The organism is Streptomyces sp. NBC_01478, assembly GCF_036227225.1.
Classification (GTDB): domain Bacteria; phylum Actinomycetota; class Actinomycetes; order Streptomycetales; family Streptomycetaceae; genus Streptomyces.
The window spans coordinates 10396388-10415792 of the sequence record NZ_CP109444.1; the positions used below are offsets into that span (position 1 = coordinate 10396388).

19 protein-coding genes are annotated in these 19405 nt (G+C 70.3%); 11 read left to right on the top strand and 8 right to left on the bottom strand.

The genetic code is table 11. The annotated features are described in order from the left end of the window. Positions 1 to 38 precede the first annotated feature (38 nt). Positions 39 to 881 (top strand): polysaccharide deacetylase family protein, encoded by an 843-nt coding sequence (locus OG223_RS46300; RefSeq protein WP_329262809.1) that lies wholly within the window; start codon positions 39 to 41, stop codon positions 879 to 881. A gap of 102 nt (positions 882 to 983) precedes the next feature. On the opposite strand, the gene OG223_RS46305 is transcribed toward OG223_RS46300, so the two are convergent. Beyond that, complete coding sequence (locus tag OG223_RS46305) at positions 984 to 1655, bottom strand: class F sortase (protein WP_329262811.1); 672 nt, start codon at positions 1653 to 1655, stop codon at positions 984 to 986. 332 nt (positions 1656 to 1987) lie between these two features. Here OG223_RS46305 and OG223_RS46310 point away from each other — a divergent pair, with 332 nt between their 5' ends. Next, positions 1988 to 2494 carry a hypothetical protein gene (locus tag OG223_RS46310; protein ID WP_329262812.1) on the top strand — a complete coding sequence of 169 codons (507 nt, stop codon included), beginning with the start codon at positions 1988 to 1990 and terminating at the stop codon, positions 2492 to 2494. A 94-nt stretch (positions 2495 to 2588) separates the two neighbouring features. On the opposite strand, the gene OG223_RS46315 is transcribed toward OG223_RS46310, so the two are convergent. The 3 genes from OG223_RS46315 to OG223_RS46325 form a co-directional block, all read right to left on the bottom strand. Further along, positions 2589 to 3137 (bottom strand): hypothetical protein, encoded by a 549-nt coding sequence (locus OG223_RS46315; protein ID WP_329262814.1) that lies wholly within the window; start codon positions 3135 to 3137, stop codon positions 2589 to 2591. Positions 3138 to 3371: 234 nt separating this feature from the next. Continuing rightward, positions 3372 to 4136 (bottom strand): bestrophin-like domain, encoded by a 765-nt coding sequence (locus OG223_RS46320; RefSeq protein ID WP_329262816.1) that lies wholly within the window; start codon positions 4134 to 4136, stop codon positions 3372 to 3374. Between the two features lie 16 nt (positions 4137 to 4152). Then, positions 4153 to 4293, bottom strand: a complete 141-nt coding sequence (locus tag OG223_RS46325) for a hypothetical protein (protein WP_329262819.1) — start codon at positions 4291 to 4293, stop codon at positions 4153 to 4155. Between the two features lie 10 nt (positions 4294 to 4303). Here OG223_RS46325 and OG223_RS46330 point away from each other — a divergent pair, with 10 nt between their 5' ends. The 4 genes from OG223_RS46330 to OG223_RS46345 all read left to right on the top strand — a co-directional run bounded on the left by OG223_RS46330 (position 4304) and on the right by OG223_RS46345 (position 9292). Beyond that, positions 4304 to 4582, top strand: a complete 279-nt coding sequence (locus OG223_RS46330; RefSeq protein ID WP_329262821.1) for a hypothetical protein — start codon at positions 4304 to 4306, stop codon at positions 4580 to 4582. A 463-nt stretch (positions 4583 to 5045) separates the two neighbouring features. Continuing rightward, positions 5046 to 6008 carry an SCO0930 family lipoprotein gene (locus OG223_RS46335; RefSeq protein WP_329262823.1) on the top strand — a complete coding sequence of 321 codons (963 nt, stop codon included), beginning with the start codon at positions 5046 to 5048 and terminating at the stop codon, positions 6006 to 6008. A gap of 339 nt (positions 6009 to 6347) precedes the next feature. Beyond that, on the top strand, positions 6348 to 7160 hold the full coding sequence (locus tag OG223_RS46340) for an SAM-dependent methyltransferase (protein WP_329262827.1): 813 nt from the start codon (positions 6348 to 6350) through the stop codon (positions 7158 to 7160). Beyond that, positions 7157 to 9292 (top strand): putative bifunctional diguanylate cyclase/phosphodiesterase, encoded by a 2136-nt coding sequence (locus OG223_RS46345; protein WP_329262829.1) that lies wholly within the window; start codon positions 7157 to 7159, stop codon positions 9290 to 9292. The genes OG223_RS46340 and OG223_RS46345 overlap by 4 nt, the downstream gene beginning before the upstream one ends. A gap of 12 nt (positions 9293 to 9304) precedes the next feature. Here OG223_RS46345 and OG223_RS46350 read toward each other — a convergent pair whose 3' ends face one another. The 4 genes from OG223_RS46350 to OG223_RS46365 form a co-directional block, all read right to left on the bottom strand. Further along, positions 9305 to 10540, bottom strand: a complete 1236-nt coding sequence (locus tag OG223_RS46350) for an outer membrane protein assembly factor BamB family protein (RefSeq protein WP_329262832.1) — start codon at positions 10538 to 10540, stop codon at positions 9305 to 9307. 214 nt (positions 10541 to 10754) lie between these two features. Next, entirely contained in the window at positions 10755 to 11774 is a 1020-nt protein-coding gene (locus OG223_RS46355) for a S66 peptidase family protein (RefSeq protein ID WP_327669476.1), read from the bottom strand. A gap of 31 nt (positions 11775 to 11805) precedes the next feature. Beyond that, on the bottom strand, positions 11806 to 12924 hold the full coding sequence (locus tag OG223_RS46360) for an IS630 family transposase (RefSeq protein WP_329262833.1): 1119 nt from the start codon (positions 12922 to 12924) through the stop codon (positions 11806 to 11808). A 98-nt stretch (positions 12925 to 13022) separates the two neighbouring features. Beyond that, entirely contained in the window at positions 13023 to 13904 is an 882-nt protein-coding gene (locus OG223_RS46365) for a LysR family transcriptional regulator (protein WP_329262836.1), read from the bottom strand. 119 nt (positions 13905 to 14023) lie between these two features. Between OG223_RS46365 and OG223_RS46370 the strand changes: the two genes are divergently transcribed. From OG223_RS46370 to OG223_RS46390, 5 genes are all read left to right on the top strand, one after another. Further along, positions 14024 to 14695, top strand: coding sequence for a succinate dehydrogenase (locus OG223_RS46370; RefSeq protein ID WP_329265831.1), 672 nt, complete (start codon positions 14024 to 14026; stop codon positions 14693 to 14695). A gap of 1 nt (position 14696) precedes the next feature. Then, positions 14697 to 16649: a fumarate reductase/succinate dehydrogenase flavoprotein subunit gene (locus tag OG223_RS46375; protein ID WP_329262838.1), complete on the top strand. Its 1953-nt coding sequence runs from the start codon at positions 14697 to 14699 to the stop codon at positions 16647 to 16649. Further along, positions 16646 to 17395 carry a succinate dehydrogenase/fumarate reductase iron-sulfur subunit gene (locus tag OG223_RS46380; protein ID WP_329262841.1) on the top strand — a complete coding sequence of 250 codons (750 nt, stop codon included), beginning with the start codon at positions 16646 to 16648 and terminating at the stop codon, positions 17393 to 17395. The genes OG223_RS46375 and OG223_RS46380 overlap by 4 nt, the downstream gene beginning before the upstream one ends. A gap of 252 nt (positions 17396 to 17647) precedes the next feature. Further along, a complete protein-coding gene (locus OG223_RS46385) occupies positions 17648 to 18421 on the top strand; it encodes a GNAT family N-acetyltransferase (protein WP_329262843.1) in 774 nt (257 codons plus the stop codon). Further along, positions 18421 to 19353 (top strand): lysophospholipid acyltransferase family protein, encoded by a 933-nt coding sequence (locus OG223_RS46390; protein ID WP_329262845.1) that lies wholly within the window; start codon positions 18421 to 18423, stop codon positions 19351 to 19353. The genes OG223_RS46385 and OG223_RS46390 overlap by 1 nt, the downstream gene beginning before the upstream one ends. Positions 19354 to 19405: the final 52 nt, after the last annotated feature.

The following is a 19405-nucleotide window of genomic DNA, read 5'->3' on the forward strand; positions in this document are numbered from 1 at the left end:
CGTGGGGCGGCGGTGTCTTCCCGGGCGACTGATGAGTCATGAAGAAGGATCAGTTGCTCACGCGCCGAGGAGCCCTGCTCGCCGGCGTCGCCGCCGTCGGGGCGGCCGGCACCGCCGGTCTGCTGTACTCCGGACTCTCGGACGACGCCCCGGCCCGGGTCACCGCCCCCGCCGCCGGGCCCCCACCGCGCCTCACGCGCAAGCCCTCCTCCTACCGCCTCCAGCCCGTGGCCGGATACGGCGCACCCCGCACCACCCCCGCCCATGTGCCGGTGCGGCACCAACCCTTCCTGCGCATGTCCGGACGCGGCAACACCATGGTCCTGACCTTCGACGACGGACCCGACCCCCGCTACACCCCGCACATCCTCGACACCCTCGCCGAGTACGACGTCCGCGCCACGTTCTTCGTGTGCGGCGAGATGGCCGACTGGAACCGCGACCTGCTGGCCCGGATGTCCGACGAGGGTCATGTCGTCGGCAACCACACCTGGTCCCACCCGCTGCTGACCAAGCTGACCCGGGGTCGGATCCGCTCCGAGATGGAACGCACCAGCGATGTCATCGAGGACGCCTACGGGGAACGCCCGCAGTGGTTCCGCGCCCCCTACGGCGCCTGGAACCGGGCCGCCTTCCAACTCGGCTCCGAGCTGGGCATGGAGCCTCTCGCCTGGACCGTCGACACCCTCGACTGGGACACCCCCGGCACCCGCCACATCGTCAACGCGGTCGAGGACGGCGCCGCTCCCGGCGTCGTGGTGCTCTCGCACGACGCCGGGGGCGACCGGACCCAGAGTGTGAAGGCGCTGCGCGAATACCTGCCGCACCTGCTCGACTCCGGCTACCACATGACGCTGCCGCGCCGCCGGACTACCACCTGACGGACCTCAGGCCCTGTCGTCCCATTCCCGTCTGCCCGGCGGCCCTCCGGGCAGACGACGGGAATGGGACGACAGGACCTGGCCCGCCCGGCCGGGGAACGCTCAGCGGACCTCGACCAGGCGGGCGAAGGCTACGACGTTCCCGTCGTAGCCGTTCTGCTTGGAGAAACCGCCGCCGCAGGTGATGACGCGCAGTTCCGGAGTTCCCTTGGAGGCGTACACGCGGTCGCCGGGGAAGTCCTTCTTCTCGAAGACCTCGATGCCGTAGATCTCGAATACGGCCGTCTTTCCGTCCTTGCGCCCGACCTCGACGCGATTTCCCTTCTTGAGGGCCCCGAGTCCGTAGAACACGGCGGGGCCCATTTTGTTGTCGACATGGCCGACGACCACTGCCGTGCCCTTTTCACCGGGGGAGACCGCGCCGGTGAACCAGCCCGCCAGATTCGGGTCCTCCGGCGGCGGCGCACCGACCCAGCCGTCCGCGTCCAGACCCACCGGCATGATCGGGGCGTCGACCCGGATCGCGGGAATCCGCACCCGGTCGGCCACGGAGAACGGCAGCGGAGCGGGGGCCTTGGCGAAGGTGCCGACACCGGTCCGGGCGTCCGCGGCCGCCGCCGTGGCCGGCTGCGGGGGGCCCACGTCGAACTCCCCAGAACCATTCCGAATGAGTGCGAGACCGGTCAGCAGAACAAGCGCTATCACTCCCCATGGGGCGCGCTTCTTCTGCCGCTCCTCCTCTTCGGCAAGCTCGGACAGCTCCGACGCAGACATTCGCCATCCCCTCTCGACGCGGCCGTCGCCACGTCCGTCGCGCATACGAGAACGCTAAGTCCGGAAGCCGGAACCGGCGACGGGGGAAGCGCGAACGGGTGGCCCGGACATCCTTATGTGCGCCATACGAGTTGACGCCCGCAGGAATTTTCTGACGGTCCGTGACCTGCGGCAATATCCGATTGTGCGCTTTTCTCTCGGCGTGTCCTCTCACCAGGACGGACCATTCTCGAAATGCGGGCGCGTGCAAGGCATCTGAGGGTGCGTCTGGGAGGCGTTTTCTCGCCGATCGACCGGGGACGGGTCCCGGGGCGCCTTCCGCGGAGGATGACATGCGTACTACTCGTGCCCTGGCTGCCGCCGGTGCCGCGGTGGCCGTCCTGGGGCTCGCCGCCCCGGCGGCCGTCGCGGACGGCATGGGCGCCAGCCCCAGCAACATCGTCGCCCTGCCCAGCGTGATCGCCCGCGGCGGCCAGCTCACCGTCACGGTCGACGGCTGCTTCAGCGGCGGCAACGCCATGGCCACCTCACCGGGGTTCGAACGCCCCGCGAACCTCTCCCTCGTGGGCGGTTCCGGTACGACGTCCAGCGGAACGGCCCGGATCAGCAGATCGGCGAGCCCCGGCTCGTACAGCATCACGGTCCGCTGCTCCAACGGGTCCTCGCTGACCCGTGACTCCGCCTACACCGTCATCGGCGGTGTCCGCGGCGGTCTCGGCGGCAGCAGCAGCGCCGGGGCGACCCCGACCGACATGGCGATCGGCGGCGGCCTGGTCGCCGCGGCCGTCGTGGGCGGCGGGGTGTTCTGGATGCGCCGCCGCACCGAGCGCGGCATCTGACCTCCTCCCCTTCGGAGGTCGTGACGCACCCAACAGGCCTTCGCCCCGGACCCTTTCGGGTTCCGGGGCGAAGGCCTGTTGGGTGGTGGAGCGGTCAGCCGCCGTCCTCTCCGGTACGGCGACGCGAGAAGTGGTACGCCGCCCCCACCGAACCGGCGATCAGGGCCGCGCCGATACCGAGTTCCCTGAGGTCGAAGCCGGCGATGCTGCCGCCCTCACCGGCGTGGACCCCTCGCGGAATCTGCTGGGCCGGCTGGAGCGGCTGGATGTTGTTGTTCGTGCGGCCGGAGGCGATGGTCAGACCCGTGGAGCCGCTCTCGCCGCCGCACGTGAACGTCACCTGGTACACCGCACCCGGCCTGGCGTCCCAGTCGACCATCGCCGTCGCCGAGGACTGCCCCGGCGAGATCCTGACCGTGTCGAAGACCCCGGAGGAGACCGTGGCGGAGCCCCTGCACCCGCCGTTGTCCCGGTCGAGCTGGAGGGTCACCTGGCCGCCCGCCGCGATCGTCGAGGGCAGGACACTGAAGCCGAACGGCGTGATGTTGTGGTTGCCGTCGCCCTTCGCGACGGCGAGCGGCGCGGACAGGGCGAGGGCGCTGATGCCCAGCAGTGCGGCCGAGGCGACGCGTATCGCGCGCATGGTGATTCCTCCGGGTCCCCGAGGAGCAGCAGCGGACCTTTTCCGCTTGCGCGGTAAATGCACCTCGATGACCGAAACGCTAGGAACATGTGTGCGCTCCCGCGATCGCAGTCGCGCGAATGGGGCAATCGTGTGGGCCGCACAGGGGACACCGTTCCTGCGACCGGGGGACGTCCGCGGTGTGGCGTACGCCCCCCGTGACCTGCCTCGGTGGCCGGCTCCGGTGAGAGGCCGTCAGTCCTTGATGTGCGGGAAGAGGTTCAGGAACGGCTGCGCCGACGCCGTGATGCCACGGCTGTAGGGCGCGTCGAAGTCCCAGATGAGGAACAGCAGGAAGGCGATCAGCGCCGAGAACAGCCCGGCGAGGACCAGCTCCCGCGGCGTACGCCGGATCTGCAGCGCGAAGACCATGCCGATGGTGATCACACCCCCGGCCAGCAGCCCGAACCACACCACCGCGGGCATCGTCGCCCCGGTGGAGTCCGCGCGGGCGCTGCGGGCCAGGTCGGCCGCGGCGACCTGCTCGACGAGCGGCTGGTAGGCCTGTGCCTGGAAGTCCGTCTTCGGCTGGTAGTCGGTGACGTCCTGACGGATGCGCAGGAGGAGATCGGTACCGCGCTGGGTGAGCTTCTGGTGGTCGGCCATCGTCTTCCACTCGGTGTTGACGACCTGTGAGACATAGGCGTCGACATCCGCCCGGATGCGGTCACGCTCGTCCGGCGGGTAGGCCCGCACCCGCTCCGAGATCTCGTGCAGCGCCTGCGCCTCCGCCTGCACATGGTCCTGGGCGGCGCTGCGGGCCTCCCAGACACCGGCGATCGCCAGACCCAGGACGATGGCGTACACCACGCCGATCCACATCGTCATGTACTCGATGACGTCCGGGGTCTCGCTGGGGTCCTCGTCCTCGGACGCCGCGCGTTCGCGCAAAAAGGTGACGATGACGACGACGACACAGGCCGCCGCCATCGCGAGGGCGAGAACAAGCCATTCCGACAAGGGGTTCCTCCGGGGATCAGCGCGGACGCAGCGCGGCGATGGCGACCACCGCGGGCAGGGTGATGAGCAGGACGTAGACGACCGGCGGCGTCCGGCCGGTGGCGGGCCGCGGGTGCGGCTCGGCGTGGTGCTTCGGATAACTGACCGGGGTCGCCACGGGATGCGGGGTGGGCGTGGGCGACGGCGACGGTTTCGGCGGCGGGGTCGGCGTGGGCGTCGGGGCCCGCCGGGGCAGCGGAGCCGCGGGCGCCGGTCGGGGCGTCGCGGCGGGCGGTGGCGGCACGGGCTTCGGCGTGGGCCGCGGCGTCGGGGTCGGCGTCGGCCTGGGTGTAGGAGTCGGGGTGGGCCTCGGCTTCGGAGGAGGAGGTGGCGTGGGCTTCGGCGGCGGCGGAGTGGGCGTAGGGGAAGGGCAGGGCGGCGGGGTCGGCTTCGGGGTCGGCTTCTGACAGGCCGGGGGAATCGGCCAGGAGTCGCCACCGGCGACTGCCACCGCCTCCGTGCCGTCCGGCCCCGTCGAGGCGTACGCACACGCGTCGGCCGCCGCCAGGCCCGCCGGTGCGCCCGCCAGCAGCCAGGTGAGCGTCACCAGGGTCAACACCCTTGCGACGAGGGCGGTTCGAGTCGGTTCGGGTCCATGCACGACGGAGATCATGAGGCCTCGAGGGCCGGGGCACGCCGAGGCACGGAAGGATTGCCCCGAAGGAGTGGAAGGCGAGGTGCGACGGTTTGACGAACCGTCTCCCGGAGGTGGCCGGATGCGTACGCGCATACGAGAGCGCTGCCGTGTCACAGGTGTCGGAAAGAAATTTGTGCGGTCGTTGAACACTTCCGTGGTCCCCACCCGTACCTAGGACCGTGCGGCGGCACAGACGGGCGCTGCAACATCCAGGTGATTATGGGGAGTTGACGATGAAGACCTCCTGGCGGAGCGCCTCACTCGCGGCGACGGCCGTGTCCGTCATGGCGTTGACGGCGGCGTGCGGTTCGGAAAATGTGACCACGCCTTCCTCTGCGGCACAGAACGTCGGTGCCACGGCGGCGGCCGGAGGTTACGGAAGCGTCGGTGCGGCCACGACGAGCCCCAGCACCGGTGCCGGCAACGGCTACGGCGCCGACGGCCAGCAGGCCGCGGCCGCCGAGCCCGCGGGCGAGCTGACCGTTGCCAACAACCCCGACCTCGGCAAGGTGTTGAGCGACGGTGCGGGTCTGACCCTCTACCGTTTCGACGCCGACACGGCCAATCCGCCCAAGTCGAACTGCGACGGCGACTGCGCCACCGCGTGGCCGCCGGTTCCCGCCGACGACGCCACGGCCGGTGCCGGTATCGACAAGGCCCTCCTCGGCGAGGTGACCCGTACCGACGGCACCAAGCAACTGACCATCGGCGGCTGGCCCGCCTACCGTTACGCCAAGGACGTCAACGCCGGTGACGTCAACGGCCAGGGCGTGGGCGGCAAGTGGTACGCGCTGGCCCCCGACGGCAAGAAGGCGACCCTCGCCAGCCTGCCCGGTCTGTCCGTCAAGAAGGACGCCAAGCTCGGCGACATCGTCGTCGACAAGAACGGCCACACGGTCTACCGCTTCCTCAAGGACAAGGCATGGCCCGACTCCGTCTCGAACTGCACCGGAGCCTGCCTGGAGAAGTGGCCGGCCGTCGGCATCGTCTCGGCGAGCGACACCAAGGGTGTGAAGAAGGACGGCCTGATGGGCTTCACCCGCCCCGACGGCGTCAAGCAGATGACCGTCAACTGCTGGCCGATCTACACCTTCTCCGGTGACACGGCCGCCGGACAGACCAACGGTCAGGGCGTGGGCGGCACTTGGTACGCCGTCTCCCCTGAAGGGAAGCCGGTCGGCGCGCCCGCGGAGTAGCGAGAACCTCCCCAGGGTTGATCGCCCCCCGCCCACTCGGCACCGAGACGCGGAAGGGAGGGACGTGGGCAAGCGACCACCATGCCGAACAACAGCAGCGCGCGCGACCCCAGGTCCGCCCCCTCCGCACCGCACGGAGGGGGCGGGCCCCTTTGGCGTTTCCCGCCCGCCAATTCCGGCATTCGCCGCGCTTCTCCGCGTGTCCCCGCACATCAATTCGGCACGTGCCATGGGCAATCAGCGGGAACGGATGGTCAATTTCCGTTTCCGCTCGACCCTTTGGCGGGCGATCAGTAGCCTCAGCTCGAACACCGGATCGCCTACGCCTTGGAGAGATACATGGAGCGTCCCGCCTGGGCACCACGAAGCATCGACATCTCGGTGCCGAGCGTTTCGCGTATCTACGACTACTACCTGGGCGGTTCGCACAACTTCGAGGTCGACCGGGAAGCGGCCCGCAAGGCCATGGAGTTCCTCCCGGGACTTCCCAAGATCATGCAGGCGAACCGGGCGTTCATGCGCCGCGCCGTGCGTTTCGCGGCCGCCGAGGGCATCACCCAGTTCCTCGACATCGGCTCCGGGATCCCCACCTTCGGGAACGTCCACGAGGTGGCCCAGGAGGCCAGCCCCGGCGCCCATGTCATGTACGTCGACCACGACCCGGTGGCGGTCGCGCACAGCCAGGCCGTGCTGGCGGGCAACGAGACCGCGGACGTCGTCGCGGCCGACCTCCGCAAGCCCCAGGAGATCCTGGCGAGCCCTGAGGTCCAGCGGCTGATCGACGTGAATCGGCCAGTGGCCTTACTTCTCGTTGCCATACTGCACTTCGTGGAAGACACGGACGACCCGTACGGAGCGGTGGCAGAGCTGCGCGAGGCACTCGCGCCCGGCAGTCTGCTCATCCTCACCCATGCCTCGTACGAGGGAATCCCGTTGCCACCGGAGCGGGCGGAGGGCGCGGTGGACGTGTACAGGGACATTCGCAATCCGCTGATCATGCGCTCGCGCGAGGAGATCGCGCGGTTCTTCGAGGGGTACGACATGGTGGAACCCGGACTGGTGCCGATGCCGGAGTGGCGGCCGGACACGGTGCTGGAGGACGAGGATCCGTACTCCTTCTCCGGATTCGCCGGCGTAGGACGCACGGCGTGATCGCCGAGCCGGACGGGCCGGAGGGCAGACTGCGCAGGTTCGCGACGATCTGGAGCCGCGCGGTGTTCCCGGCGACCTCGACCTCGCTGACCCGGCCCGAGTTCGAGGAGCTGCTCCTGCCGCTGGCGCGGCGGTTGAGCGAGGCGCTGCGCGCCCGGACCTTCGAGGCCGAGGAGGGTAAGGCCGTCGGGGCCGCCCTCGTCAGCGCGCACTGCACCGACCCCGACGCCCTCACCCACACCCTGGAGTGCGTCGACGCCTACCTGGTCCTCTACTGCGGCGGCGACGGCTCCCAGGAGGACCTGCGGATCCGCTCGGCCCGCCTCCAGCACGCCATGGCGGCCGGCTTCGCCCAGGAACTGCGCGAGCGCACGCTGGCCGAGCAGGAGGCCATCTCGGTGGCCGCCCTCCAGGCCCAGGGCGTCGTCGCCCAGGCCCTGCACGCGACCGAGGCCCGCTTCCGCGCGGTCTTCGAGGGCGCGGCCATAGGAATCGGCATGGCCGACCTCGACGGCAACATCCTCCAGGTCAACGGCGCGCTGCTGCGCATGTTCGGCATCACCGAGCAGACCATGGGCGGCCGCAACGTCCGCGAGTGGACCCACCCGGACGACGCGCCCCAGACCTGGACCCTCTACGACGAACTCGTCCGCGGCGAGCGCGAGCACTACCACGTCGAGAAGGCGTTCTACCGGCCTGACGGAACGGTCCTGTGGACCAACCTCACGGTCTCCCTCCTGCGCGACGCCGACGGCAACCCGCAGTACCAGCTCGCCCTCATGGAGGACACCACCGAGCGCCGGCTGCTCAATCTGCGGCTGCGCTACGAGGCGACCCACGACGCCCTCACCGGTCTCCCGAACCGCACCCTGTTCTTCGAACGCCTGGAGAAGGCGCTCGGCGCGGGCGACAACCAGCGGTTCGGCCTGTGCTACCTCGACCTCGACGGCTTCAAGACCATCAACGACAGCCTCGGCCACGCGGCCGGCGACCGGCTGCTCGTCGAGGTCGCCGACCGGCTGCAGTCCTGCGCGACCGCGCCCGGCGAGATGGTCGCCCGCCTCGGCGGCGACGAGTTCGTGGCGCTGACCACAGGACCCGACACCGAGCGCGAGGTCGACGAACTCGCCGGCCGCATCATGAACGCCCTGATCACCCCGGTCAGCATCGACGGCCGTGACCTCACCGTGCGCGGCTCCATCGGCATCGTCGAGGGCCCGGCGGGCGAGCGCGGTCCGGCGGAGGTGCTGCGCAGCGCGGACATCACGATGTACCGGGCCAAGTCGGCGGGCGGCAACCGCTTCGAACTCGCCGACCCGGAGGCCGACGCCCGCGCCATCACCCGCCACGGCCTGACGACGGCGCTCCCGGCCGCCCTGGACCGCAACGAGTTCTTCATCGAGTACCAGCCGCTGGTCCACCTCGGCGACGGCAGCGTGCGCGGCGCCGAGGCCCTGGTCCGCTGGCTGCACCCGCAGCACGGCGTGCTCGGCCCCGACCGCTTCATCCCGCTCGCCGAACACACCGGCCTGATCGTCCCGTTGGGCCGCTGGGTCCTGGAACAGTCCGTACGACAGGCCCGCGCGTGGCGCGAGTCGTACGGCGACGGCGTGCCCCTGCGCATCAACGTCAACCTCTCGCCCTGCCAGCTCACCCACCCCGGCCTGGTCCAGGAGACCGTGGACATCCTGGAGCGCACCGGCGTCGCACCCGACGCGCTCTGCCTGGAGGTCACCGAGTCGGCGCTGATCGGAGCCGACGACGACCTGCTGAAGCCGCTCCGCCAACTCGCCGAGATGGGCGTCGACATCGCCCTGGACGACTTCGGCACCGGCTACTCCAACCTCGCCAACCTCCGCCGGCTGCCGGTGAGCATCCTCAAGCTGGACCGCTCCTTCACCCAGAGCATGCAGCAGTTCCCGGCCGACCCCGTCGACCTCAAGATCGTCGAGGGCATCGTCTCCCTCGCCCACAGCCTGAACCTCGCGGTGACGGTCGAGGGCGTCGAAACGGGGGCGCAGGCCGAGCAGTTGCGGATACTCGGCTGCGACACGGCCCAGGGCTGGTACTACGCCCGCCCGGGCCCGCCGGACCGCCTGCACGAGCTGGCACTGGTCGACGCGACGGGCTGAGCGACCGCTGCCTCAGGGCAGCGGGATCGACCGCAGGCTGCGATGGGTGCCCGCCTGCACGACGACATGGCCCGGGTCGCCGCCCGGCACGGCGAGCCGGGGGTATTCCCCGCCCCTCGCCTGTGAGTACCGCGGGGACAGATGCGGCGCGGCGTCGCCGGTCCCCTTCGGACCGGCGCGCAGGTCGATCGAGATCACCCGGTCCCTGACGGCGGCGTCGTTGCGCGGGGTGAAGGTGAGGAACCGGTCACCCGCCAACTCCCCCTCCTCCGTGGTGTCGTCGTAGCTCCACAGCCTCTTGGGGTGGACGAGGTCGTACGCGTTCCAGGAACCGGCGCTGGAGTCCTCCGCGTTGGCCTCGTACAGCACGAGCACACCGTCGGACGAGATCACCCCGCGCTCGGGCTTGTCTCCCGTGTCCTCGGCCGTTTTCATCGGCCGGAGCGTGTCCGGGTCCAGCCGCTGGAGCGGCGGAAAGACGTCCCCGGCGGAGTACGGGCTGCCGGTGCACACCAGGTAGTGGGCGCCGGAGATCAGGTTGGGGCACTCGACGCCCTTGGCGCTGGTCGCCACGGCCTCGCCGGTACGGGCTTCGCGCGCGGTGACCTTCGTGCCGTCGGTGGTGTAGACACGGCCCCCGAAAGCGGCCATGTTTCCGTACAGATCCGCCGCGACGCTGCGGTGCCACAGCGCCTTGCCGTCGGACATCCGGAAGGCGGCGAGGGTGATGATCTTCGCGCCCGCTGTCGGGGTCTCGAGAACGAAGACGGTCCCGTCCGCCACCCTGAGAACCACCGGGAAGGCCGAGCCGTCGGTCAGCCGACGCGTCCAAGCGGCCTTGCCCGTGCGCAGATTCGCCGCGCTCAGCGTCTCGCCGGAGGTGGTCACGGCCCGTTCGGTGGCCGAGTCGACGACAAGCTCGGCGTCCTTGCCGCGGCCGGCCGGCGGGACGGACCAGGTGACCTGGCCGGTGCTGCGGGACCGCCCGACGAAACCGCCGGAACCGGTGCGGCACACGACCTGGTGGGCCGTCGCCTCGCAGCGGCCGTCCTCCGCCGGGTAGGAAGCGGTCCACGTATGCCAACCCGAATCGGCGACAGGGGTCGGCGAGGCACTGGGCGGCGCGGATGCCGAAACCGTCGTACGACTCGACTCGCCGGAAGGCGTGCCCCCTGAGCCCGAGCAGCCCACGAGCACCAGGCCGAGCAGCGTCGCGCCCACCAACCGTATCCGGTGCAATCCGGTCACCCCCGTGAGAGAAGCCCCCATGCTAGTGCTGTGACCGCATACGTTCACCGGGTTGGTGGTCCCTCACGTCAGGAACTGAGCCTCTAGATCAACACGAGCCGCCAGGTGTTCATGGCCCCTCCTACAGGCCGAACAAGCGACTCAGGGCGGCAGTCACCAAAGCGTGAGTTGGCCGGGTGCTGCCGGGGGCCGTCGGCTCACTGATTCGCGGTGCTCAACTGACCGGCCCCGTTATCGCGTGCGGCCCTACCGTCGGTTCGAGCAGCGACAACGTCCGCTGCTGCGCGTCGAGGCCGACGCGGATGCCGACCGGCATCGGCAGGTTCGGGCCGGAATGCCCGAACTCGACGTTGCCCAGGACCGGGATGTCACGGTCGCCGAGGACGTCGAGGACGATCTCGCGCAGGGACGGGGACGCGCCGGGCTCGAGTCCGCCGATCTCGCGCGGCACGCCCACGACCATGCCGGAGATCCGGTCGAGGATGCCGCAGTGTCGCATCACCTGCAGATAGCTCCACACGTACGAGGCCAGGCCGCCCATCTCCTCCCAGAACAGCACGGCACCGTCGAACCGGTCGAGCGGCAGCGCGAAGGGCGTCGCCTGCGCCAGCACGATGCGGTTGATCACCCCGCCGATCAGCCGCCCTTCGACGCGACCTGGACGCCAGCACTCCCACGACGGGCTCGCCGGCAGCGCCCCGATCGCCTCGGTGCCGGTCAGCAGCCTGCAGTAGAGCTGCTCGAGTTCCGCCTGGCGCGCCACGGGCGCGGACGGCCACTGCCCGCCGAAGCCGGGGACGGCCATGTCGGCGTGGAACCCGACCAGGCCCGTGCGCCCATGGAGCACCAGGTGCAGCAGCGAGATGTCGCTGTAGCCGAGGATCGGCTTGGGGTCGGCCCTGATCGCGTCGACGTCAATCAGGTCGAGGTAGCCGAGCGCCGTCTGGCCGCCGTCACTCGCGACGATCGCGCGCACCTCGGGATCACGCAGAAGACCGTTGAGCTCCCCGGCGATCTCCGCCGGCGTGGCCGCGCTCCACCAATGGCGCCGTCCTGCTTCGAGGAGCGGAGCCCGCCGCACGCGGAAACCCATCCGCTCGAACACCTCCACCGTCCGCTGGACGTTGGGCTCGTAGGCGGCCGGCAGCGGGCCGGACAGCGCGGCGATGACCACGAGATCTCCGGGCCTCAGGGCACGCGGTCGAAGCAGTTGAGGCAGTGCAGAACCAGTCATGGCGTCAGTGTCGCCGGTGCCATTGGCAGGGTCACGCGACTTTCGCCGGTCGTCCGCCCCAGCGCAGGCCCTTCTCGCTGCGGATGCGGGCGCGTTCCCGGCGCTGGGCTGCCAGGACGTCGGGATGGCGGGCGTTGACGTTGCGCCAGCGCAGGTAGCGGTGCAGTTCGCGGGTCTGGACCGTGTGGTTCGGGTGGTTGGAGTTGGCGAGGGTGAACTGCCGCAGCGGCCCGAAATGCGCCTCGATCGGATTGGCCCAGGAGGCGTTGGTCGGAGTGAAGCACAACTCGACCTTGTTCTTCCGCGCCCACTGGCGGATCTTGGCGCCCTTGTGGGCGGAGAGGTTGTCCATGATCACGTAGATCGGGGCGCCGTCGGGGCGGGCGGCACGGATCGACTTGAGCGCGGCCAGGCTGTTGGCGGCGCCCTTGCGGCGGCGGTTGGCGCCCCAGAGGGTGTCGTCGCCGATGGAGTAGCAGCCGTGGAAGTAGGTCACGCCGTGGGTGCGGTGGTAGGTCGCCGGGACCCGGTCAGGCCGGCCCTGCTCGGCCCAGCAGGATCCGCCGGTCGGGCGTATGCCGAGCGGCCCGAACTCGTCGAACGCGACAACGCGGTCAGGGAAGCGATCCAGGACGTGCTCGATCCGGTCCAGCTTGGCATCGCGGTCGGGGTCGGTGGACTCCTTCCAGGTCTTGGTCCGCTGGAAGGTGACGCCGCGTCGGGCAAGCAGGCAGCGCAGGGCCTCGCGGCCGATGCGGATCACCCGGCCGTGCACCCTGCGGAGGTAGGCGGCGAGCTTGCGGATGGACCAGCGGGTGAAGGGCTGCCCGAGCTTGGTCGGGCGGGTGGTGGCCGTCTGGACGACGAAGTCCTCGTCGTCAGGACTGAGTAGGCGGGGACGGCCTCCCGCCCACCGAGGGTCCAGAGCGGCCAGGCCGATCTCGTTGAACCGGTGGATGACATCGCGCACCGTGCCCTCATCGGCCTGGACCAACTGGGCGATCACCGGGACCCGGTTTCCACCGGCCGAGGCCAGCAGCATCATCGCCCGCCGGTAGCGGACGGTGTTCGTACTGCCCCGCCGCACGATCCGCTGTAACTGCTGGCCCTCCTGGTCCGTGAGCCTACGGACCCTGACCGGCTCTGCCATCGCACCCATCCGAGCTGCACGCCTCAGGACATCCAACCGGCCAAGGGCCCGCCAGCGCCAACCCGGTGGACCTATGCGGTCAGAGCACTAGGCGGCGATCAGCGCTCCAGCAGCATCCGCTGCAACTCCCTGGCCGCCCGCGGCGGAGCCACATCGCTGCGGTGCGCGAGCGCGATCGTCCGATGCAGCCCGGGCCGCGCCAGCGGGGTCACCCGCAGCCCCCGCCCGGACTTCGTCGCCACCATGCGCGGTACGACGGCCACGCCGAGCCCCGCCCGTACGAAGCCGAGCACGGCGTCCATCTCGCCGCCCTCCACCGCGAAGTCGGGTTCGAAGCCCTCGGCGCGGCAGGCGGCGACGGTCAGTTCGCGCAGGTCGTAGCCGTGCCGGAACATCACCAGACGCTCGCCCTCCAGATCGGAGATCCGCACCGTCCGCCCACGCCCCGGCACCGGCGCCTCCGGTGACGACACGACCACCAGGTCCTCGCGCAGCAGCTCCACCGTGGTCAGCGCCGGTGACGGGGTGGGCAGCGGCAGCACCACCAGGGCCAAGTCCAGGGCGCCGCGCGCGAGTTCGCGTACGAGATCGTGCGAACCGCCCTCCTCGATCAGCAGCCGGATGCCCGGATAGCGGTCGTGGAAGGCGCGCAGCACATCCGGCAGCAGGCCCGTGCACAGGCTCGGCGTCGCCCCCAACCTGATCCGGCCGCTGCGCAGTTGGACCAGTTCGAGGACCTCGTGCCGGGCCGTGTCCGCGTCGGCCAGGATGCGCCGGGCGAGCGGCAGCAGCGCCTCGCCCGCGTCGGTGAGCGTGATGTTGCCGCGGGCCCGCAGGAACAGATCCGCGCCCAGCTCCCGCTCCAGCGCCTTGATCTGCTGGGACAGCGAGGGCTGCGCGACATGGACCAGATCGGCGGCCCGGGTGAAGTGCCGGGTCTCGGCGACGGCCACGAAGTACTGGAGCTGCTGGAACTGCATGCACCCACGATAGCCGCAGCCTATGGAAACCAGGCAGACCATGTCTTGGACCGATCGGCCCCTTGACATTTAGCGTTCTTGCCATGGCTCTGGCAACGCGGACGGACCGACGGCCGTCCATGGCACGCACCGTGTGGGACAGCTCCGTCGGCAAGAAGACAGTGATGGCGGTCAGCGGCCTGATCATGCTGCTGTACCTGGTCGTCCACATGATCGGGAACCTCAAGATCTTCTTCGGCGCGGGGGAGTTCAACCACTACGCCCACTGGCTGCGCACCGTCGGCGAACCCTTCATGCACTACGAGTGGACGCTCTGGCTGATCCGGATCGTCCTCGTCGTCGCCGTGGTCGCCCACGCCGTCTCCGCGTACCAGCTCAGCCGCCGCGACATCAAGGCGCGCCCCAGCAAGTACGTGCACAAGAAGCCGCGGGCGACCTACGCCACGCGCACCATGCGCTGGGGCGGGATCATCCTCGCCCTGTTCATCGTCTGGCACATCCTCGACCTGACCACCGGCACCGTGCACTCCGGCGGCTTCCAGGAGGGCCACCCGTACCAGAACGTCGTGGACACCTTCTCCACCTGGTACGGCGACGTCATCTACATCGTCGCGATGCTCGCCCTCGGCCTGCACGTCCGGCACGGCTTCTGGAGCGCGGCCCAGACCCTCGGCGCGGGCAGCCGCAGCCGCGACCGCGCCCTGAAGACGACCGCCAATGTCCTCGCGCTGCTGCTCACGGCCGGCTTCATCGCCGTGCCCGTGGGCGTCATGACTGGAGTGGTGAGCTGAAATGGCCCATGAATACGCGGACTTCACGACCGGGGAACCCGTCACCGACACCAAGTCGCCCACCGGACCCATCAACGAGCGCTGGGACACCCGCCGTTTCGAGGCCAAACTCGTCAACCCCGCCAACCGCCGCAAACACACGGTGATCGTCGTCGGCACCGGCCTCGCGGGCGGCTCCGCGGGCGCCACACTCGCCGAACAGGGCTACCACGTCGTCCAGTTCTGCTACCAGGACTCCCCGCGCCGCGCCCACTCCATCGCCGCCCAGGGCGGCATCAACGCGGCGAAGAACTACCGCAACGACGGCGACTCCGTCCACCGCCTCTTCTACGACACCGTCAAGGGCGGCGACTTCAGGGCCCGCGAGTCCAACGTCCACCGCCTGGCGCAGATTTCGGTGGAGATCATCGATCAGTGCGTCGCGCAGGGCGTGCCGTTCGCGCGGGAGTACGGCGGCCTGCTCGACACCCGTTCCTTCGGTGGTGTGCAGGTGTCCCGGACCTTTTACGCGCGTGGCCAGACAGGGCAGCAACTCCTGCTCGGCGCCTACCAGGCGCTGTCCCGGCAGATCGCCGCCGGGAACATCGAGATGCACCCGCGCACCGAGATGCTCGACCTGATCGTCATCGACGGGAAGGCGCGCGGGATCGTGGCACGCGATCTCATCAGCGGCCGTATCGACACGTACTTCGCGGACGCCGTCGTCCTCGCCAGCGGCGGCTACGGCAACGTCTTCTACCTGTCGACGAACGCCATGAACTCCAATGCCACCGCCGTCTGGCGGGCGCACCGGCGCGGCGCGCTCTTCGCCAACCCGTGCTTCACCCAGATCCATCCGACCTGCATCCCGCGCACCGGCGAGCACCAGTCCAAACTCACCCTGATGAGCGAGTCGTTGCGCAACGACGGCCGGATCTGGGTGCCGAAGGCCCAAGGCGACACGCGTCCGCCGAACCAGATCCCCGAGGACGAGCGCGACTACTACCTGGAGCGCATCTACCCGTCCTTCGGCAACCTCGTGCCCCGCGACATCGCCTCCCGCGCCGCGAAGAACGTCTGCGACGAGGGGCGGGGCGTCGGCCCCGGCGGGCAGGGCGTGTATCTCGACTTCGCCGACGCCATACGGCGGTTGGGCCGCAAGGCCGTCGAGGAGAAGTACGGCAACCTCTTCGACATGTACGCCCGGATCACCGCCGAGGACCCGTACACGGTCCCGATGCGGATCTACCCGGCCGTGCATTACACGATGGGCGGCCTCTGGGTCGACTACGACCTCCAGACCACCGTCCCAGGCCTGTTCGCGATCGGTGAGGCCAACTTCTCCGACCACGGCGCCAACCGGCTCGGCGCCTCCGCGCTGATGCAGGGCCTCGCCGACGGCTACTTCGTGCTCCCGGCGACGATCAACGACTATCTCGCCCGGAACCCCGGACACGAGGAGATCGGCGTCCAACACCCCGCCGTACAGGAGGTGTTGGCGGAGACCGAGGACCGCCTCAACCTCCTCCTCTCCGTGGACGGCGACCGCACCCCGGACTCCTTCCACCGCGAACTCGGCGAACTCATGTGGGAGTTCTGCGGCATGGCCCGCACCGACAGCGGACTGCGCAAGGCGCTGGAGCGCATCCCGCAGATCCGCGAGGAGTTCTGGCGGCGGATCAAGGTCCCGGGCACCGGCGAGGAGTTCAACCAGTCCCTGGAGAAGGCGAACCGGATCGTCGACTACCTCGAACTCGCCGAGCTGATGTGCCTCGACGCGCTCAACCGCGCCGAGTCCTGCGGCGGCCACTTCCGCGAGGAGTCGCAGACACCGGACGGCGAAGCGGAGCGCAGGGACGAGGAGTTCTCCTATGCGGCCGCCTGGGAGTTCACCGGCACGGGTTCATCTCCCGTGCTGCACAAGGAAGACCTGGTCTTCGAGTACGTCCACCCCACTCAGCGGAGCTACGCATGAAGCTCACCCTGCGCGTCTGGCGGCAACGCAACGCCGACGCCGACGGCGCCATGTCCACTTACCAAGTGGACGGAATCTCCACGGACATGTCGTTCCTGGAGATGCTCGACACCCTCAACGAGGAGCTCATCCTCAAGGGTGAGGACCCGGTCGCCTTCGACCACGACTGCCGTGAGGGCATCTGCGGCGCGTGCTCGCTCGTCATCAACGGCGACGCGCACGGTCCCGAGCGCACCACCACCTGCCAACTCCACATGCGGTCCTTCGAGGACGGCGACACGATCGACATCGAGCCGTGGCGTGCCTCGGCCTTCCCGGTCGTCAAGGATCTCGTCGTGGACCGCTCGGCCTTCGACCGGATCATCCAGGCGGGCGGCTACATCACCGCCCCGACCGGTGCGGCCCCCGAGGCGCACGCCACCGCCGTGCCCAAACCGGACGCCGACTTCGCCTTCGAGCACGCCGAGTGCATCGGCTGCGGGGCGTGCGTGGCCGCGTGCCCGAACGGTGCGGCGATGCTGTTCACCTCCGCCAAGGTCAACCACCTCAACGTCCTCCCGCAGGGCGCCCCCGAGCGCGAGACCCGTGTCCTCGACATGGTCGCGCAGATGGACGACGAGGGCTTCGGCGGCTGCACCCTCGCCGGGGAATGCGCGACCGCCTGCCCCAAGGGCATCCCGCTGGTCTCCATCACCGCCATGAACAAGGAGTGGCTGCGGGCGACCCGCAAGGTCGCCAAGCGCTGAACTCCCGCACGAACTCCCTCATGGGACAAGGACGTTCGCCGACAAGATGCGGACGGGCGGGACCGGGAGTGGTGCTCATCCCCGGTCCCGCCAGGCATCGGGGGATGCGGACGCCGTTCAACAAGCCCACATCCCGGCTCCGGGCACAGGTCACGCGCAGGACGCCCGGCATAGGAAGAACTAGTGCGGCTGGACTTACGGAACCGGCCAGCTTGTTCCTCCGCCGTCCCCGGCCCGTGATCAGGGAGAGCCATGACCGGCGTTTCCACCCTCGACCGTCCCTCGCAGCCCGCCGCGCCGACCCGCTACACCGTCACGCTCGCCCGCGACGAGGACGATGTACGCGCCGCGCAGCGGCTGCGGCACGACGTCTTCGCCGGGGAGATGGGCGCCCACCTCTCCAGCCCGGAACCCGGCCTGGACGTGGACGCCTTCGACGCCTACTGCGACCACCTCCTCGTCCGCGACACGGTCACCGGGCAGGTGGTCGGCACCTACCGGCTGCTGCCGCCCGAGCGGGCCGCGGTCGCCGGACGGCTCTACTCGGAGAGCGAGTTCGACCTCGCCCCCCTCGACTCGATCCGCCCGGGCCTCGTCGAGGTCGGCCGCTCCTGCGTCCACCCCGACCACCGCGACGGCGCCGTCATCGGCCTCATCTGGGCCGGCATAGCCCGCTACATGGTCGACCGCGGCCACGACTGGCTCGCCGGCTGCTGCTCCATCCCGCTGGCCGACGGCGGCGCCCTCGCCGCCGGCACCTGGGACCGGGTCAGCGCCAAGCACCTCGCCCCCGAGGAGTTCCGGGTACGACCGCTGCTGCCCTGGAGCGCCGACGGCGTGACCCGCCCCACCGACCGGGTCGAACTCCCGCCGCTGCTGCGCGGCTACGTCCGCCTCGGCGCCTGGGTGTGCGGCGAGCCCGCCCACGACCCGGACTTCGGGGTCGCCGACCTGTACGTGCTGCTGTCGATGCGCCGGGTCAACCCGCGCTATCTGCGGCACTTCCTCTCGCTCGTCCCGGCGTGATGAGCGTCTGGCTGCCCAGCGCGCCCTGCACCCCCAGGTCGTGCATCGAGTCGAAGGGGTCCGTCACGGCCGTACCGCGCGCCGTGCTGCGCTTCGTGACCGTCCTGGTCGTGGTGGCCGCCGGGGCCGCGCTCACCCCCGTCGGCGGCCGGATCCCCGCCCGCGCGGTGCGCTGGTGGTGCCGGACGATCGTCCGCGCCGCCGGCATCCGACTCCGCATCACCGGCACCACCACGTCCACCGGCGGGCTGCTGCTGGTCGCCAACCACATCTCGTGGCTCGACATCCCGCTGCTGGCCGCCGTACGCCCCGCCCGCATGCTGGCCAAGGCCGAGATCCGGCACTGGCCCGTCGCCGGCCCGCTCACCGCGGGCAGCGGCGCCCTGTTCATCGACCGCGACCGGCTGCGCGCACTCCCCGAGACGGTCGCCTCCATCGCGGGCGCCCTGCGCGCCGGCGGAGCGGTCGCCGTCTTCCCCGAGGGCAGCACCTGGTGCGGCCGGGCCCAGGGCCACTTCCGACGGGCCGTTTTCCAGGCCGCACTGGACGCCGGAGTCCCGGTCCAACCGGTCGGCATCCATTACCTGACCGACGGCACCGCCAGCACCGCGCCCGCCTTCGTCGGCAGCGACTCCCTGCTCACCTCGGTGTGGCGGGTCGTGTCGACGCGCGGGCTCGTCGCCGAGGTCGAGGTCGGGGAGACCATCGCGCCCGGCAGCCACCCCGACCGGCGCTCCCTCGCCCACGCGGCGCAGGCCGGGGTGACCGCTCAGCCCCAGCACCGGGACCACTGCACCTCGGTGGCGCAGACCCCGCTGAAAATCCGCAGGACGGCCCGCAGGCGTCCTGTTAGCGTTGCGTCCATGAGGATCCTCAGGCACACCGGCACCGCGACCGCGCGAGCGACCAGCTCGCCGGCCGCCGACGCCTGACCTCACCCACCTCTCCCGGCGGCCGGAAACGGACCGCCGGGACGTGTCGTTT

Excerpts from the sequence above, each read along its gene's own strand:
- OG223_RS46310 (WP_329262812.1), top strand. The coding sequence starts at position 1,988 with ATGCGTACTACTCGTGCCCTGGCTGCCGCCGGTGCCGCGGTGGCCGTC.
- OG223_RS46335 (WP_329262823.1), top strand. The coding sequence starts at position 5,046 with ATGAAGACCTCCTGGCGGAGCGCCTCACTCGCGGCGACGGCCGTGTCC.
- OG223_RS46300 (WP_329262809.1), top strand. The coding sequence starts at position 39 with ATGAAGAAGGATCAGTTGCTCACGCGCCGAGGAGCCCTGCTCGCCGGC.
- OG223_RS46365 (WP_329262836.1), bottom strand. The coding sequence starts at position 13,904 with ATGCAGTTCCAGCAGCTCCAGTACTTCGTGGCCGTCGCCGAGACCCGG.
- OG223_RS46315 (WP_329262814.1), bottom strand. The coding sequence starts at position 3,137 with ATGCGCGCGATACGCGTCGCCTCGGCCGCACTGCTGGGCATCAGCGCC.
- OG223_RS46370 (WP_329265831.1), top strand. The coding sequence starts at position 14,024 with ATGGCACGCACCGTGTGGGACAGCTCCGTCGGCAAGAAGACAGTGATG.
- OG223_RS46385 (WP_329262843.1), top strand. The coding sequence starts at position 17,648 with ATGACCGGCGTTTCCACCCTCGACCGTCCCTCGCAGCCCGCCGCGCCG.
- OG223_RS46380 (WP_329262841.1), top strand. The coding sequence starts at position 16,646 with ATGAAGCTCACCCTGCGCGTCTGGCGGCAACGCAACGCCGACGCCGAC.
- OG223_RS46360 (WP_329262833.1), bottom strand. The coding sequence starts at position 12,924 with ATGGCAGAGCCGGTCAGGGTCCGTAGGCTCACGGACCAGGAGGGCCAG.
- OG223_RS46340 (WP_329262827.1), top strand. The coding sequence starts at position 6,348 with ATGGAGCGTCCCGCCTGGGCACCACGAAGCATCGACATCTCGGTGCCG.
- OG223_RS46375 (WP_329262838.1), top strand. The coding sequence starts at position 14,697 with ATGGCCCATGAATACGCGGACTTCACGACCGGGGAACCCGTCACCGAC.
- OG223_RS46390 (WP_329262845.1), top strand. The coding sequence starts at position 18,421 with ATGAGCGTCTGGCTGCCCAGCGCGCCCTGCACCCCCAGGTCGTGCATC.
- OG223_RS46305 (WP_329262811.1), bottom strand. The coding sequence starts at position 1,655 with ATGTCTGCGTCGGAGCTGTCCGAGCTTGCCGAAGAGGAGGAGCGGCAG.
- OG223_RS46355 (WP_327669476.1), bottom strand. The coding sequence starts at position 11,774 with ATGACTGGTTCTGCACTGCCTCAACTGCTTCGACCGCGTGCCCTGAGG.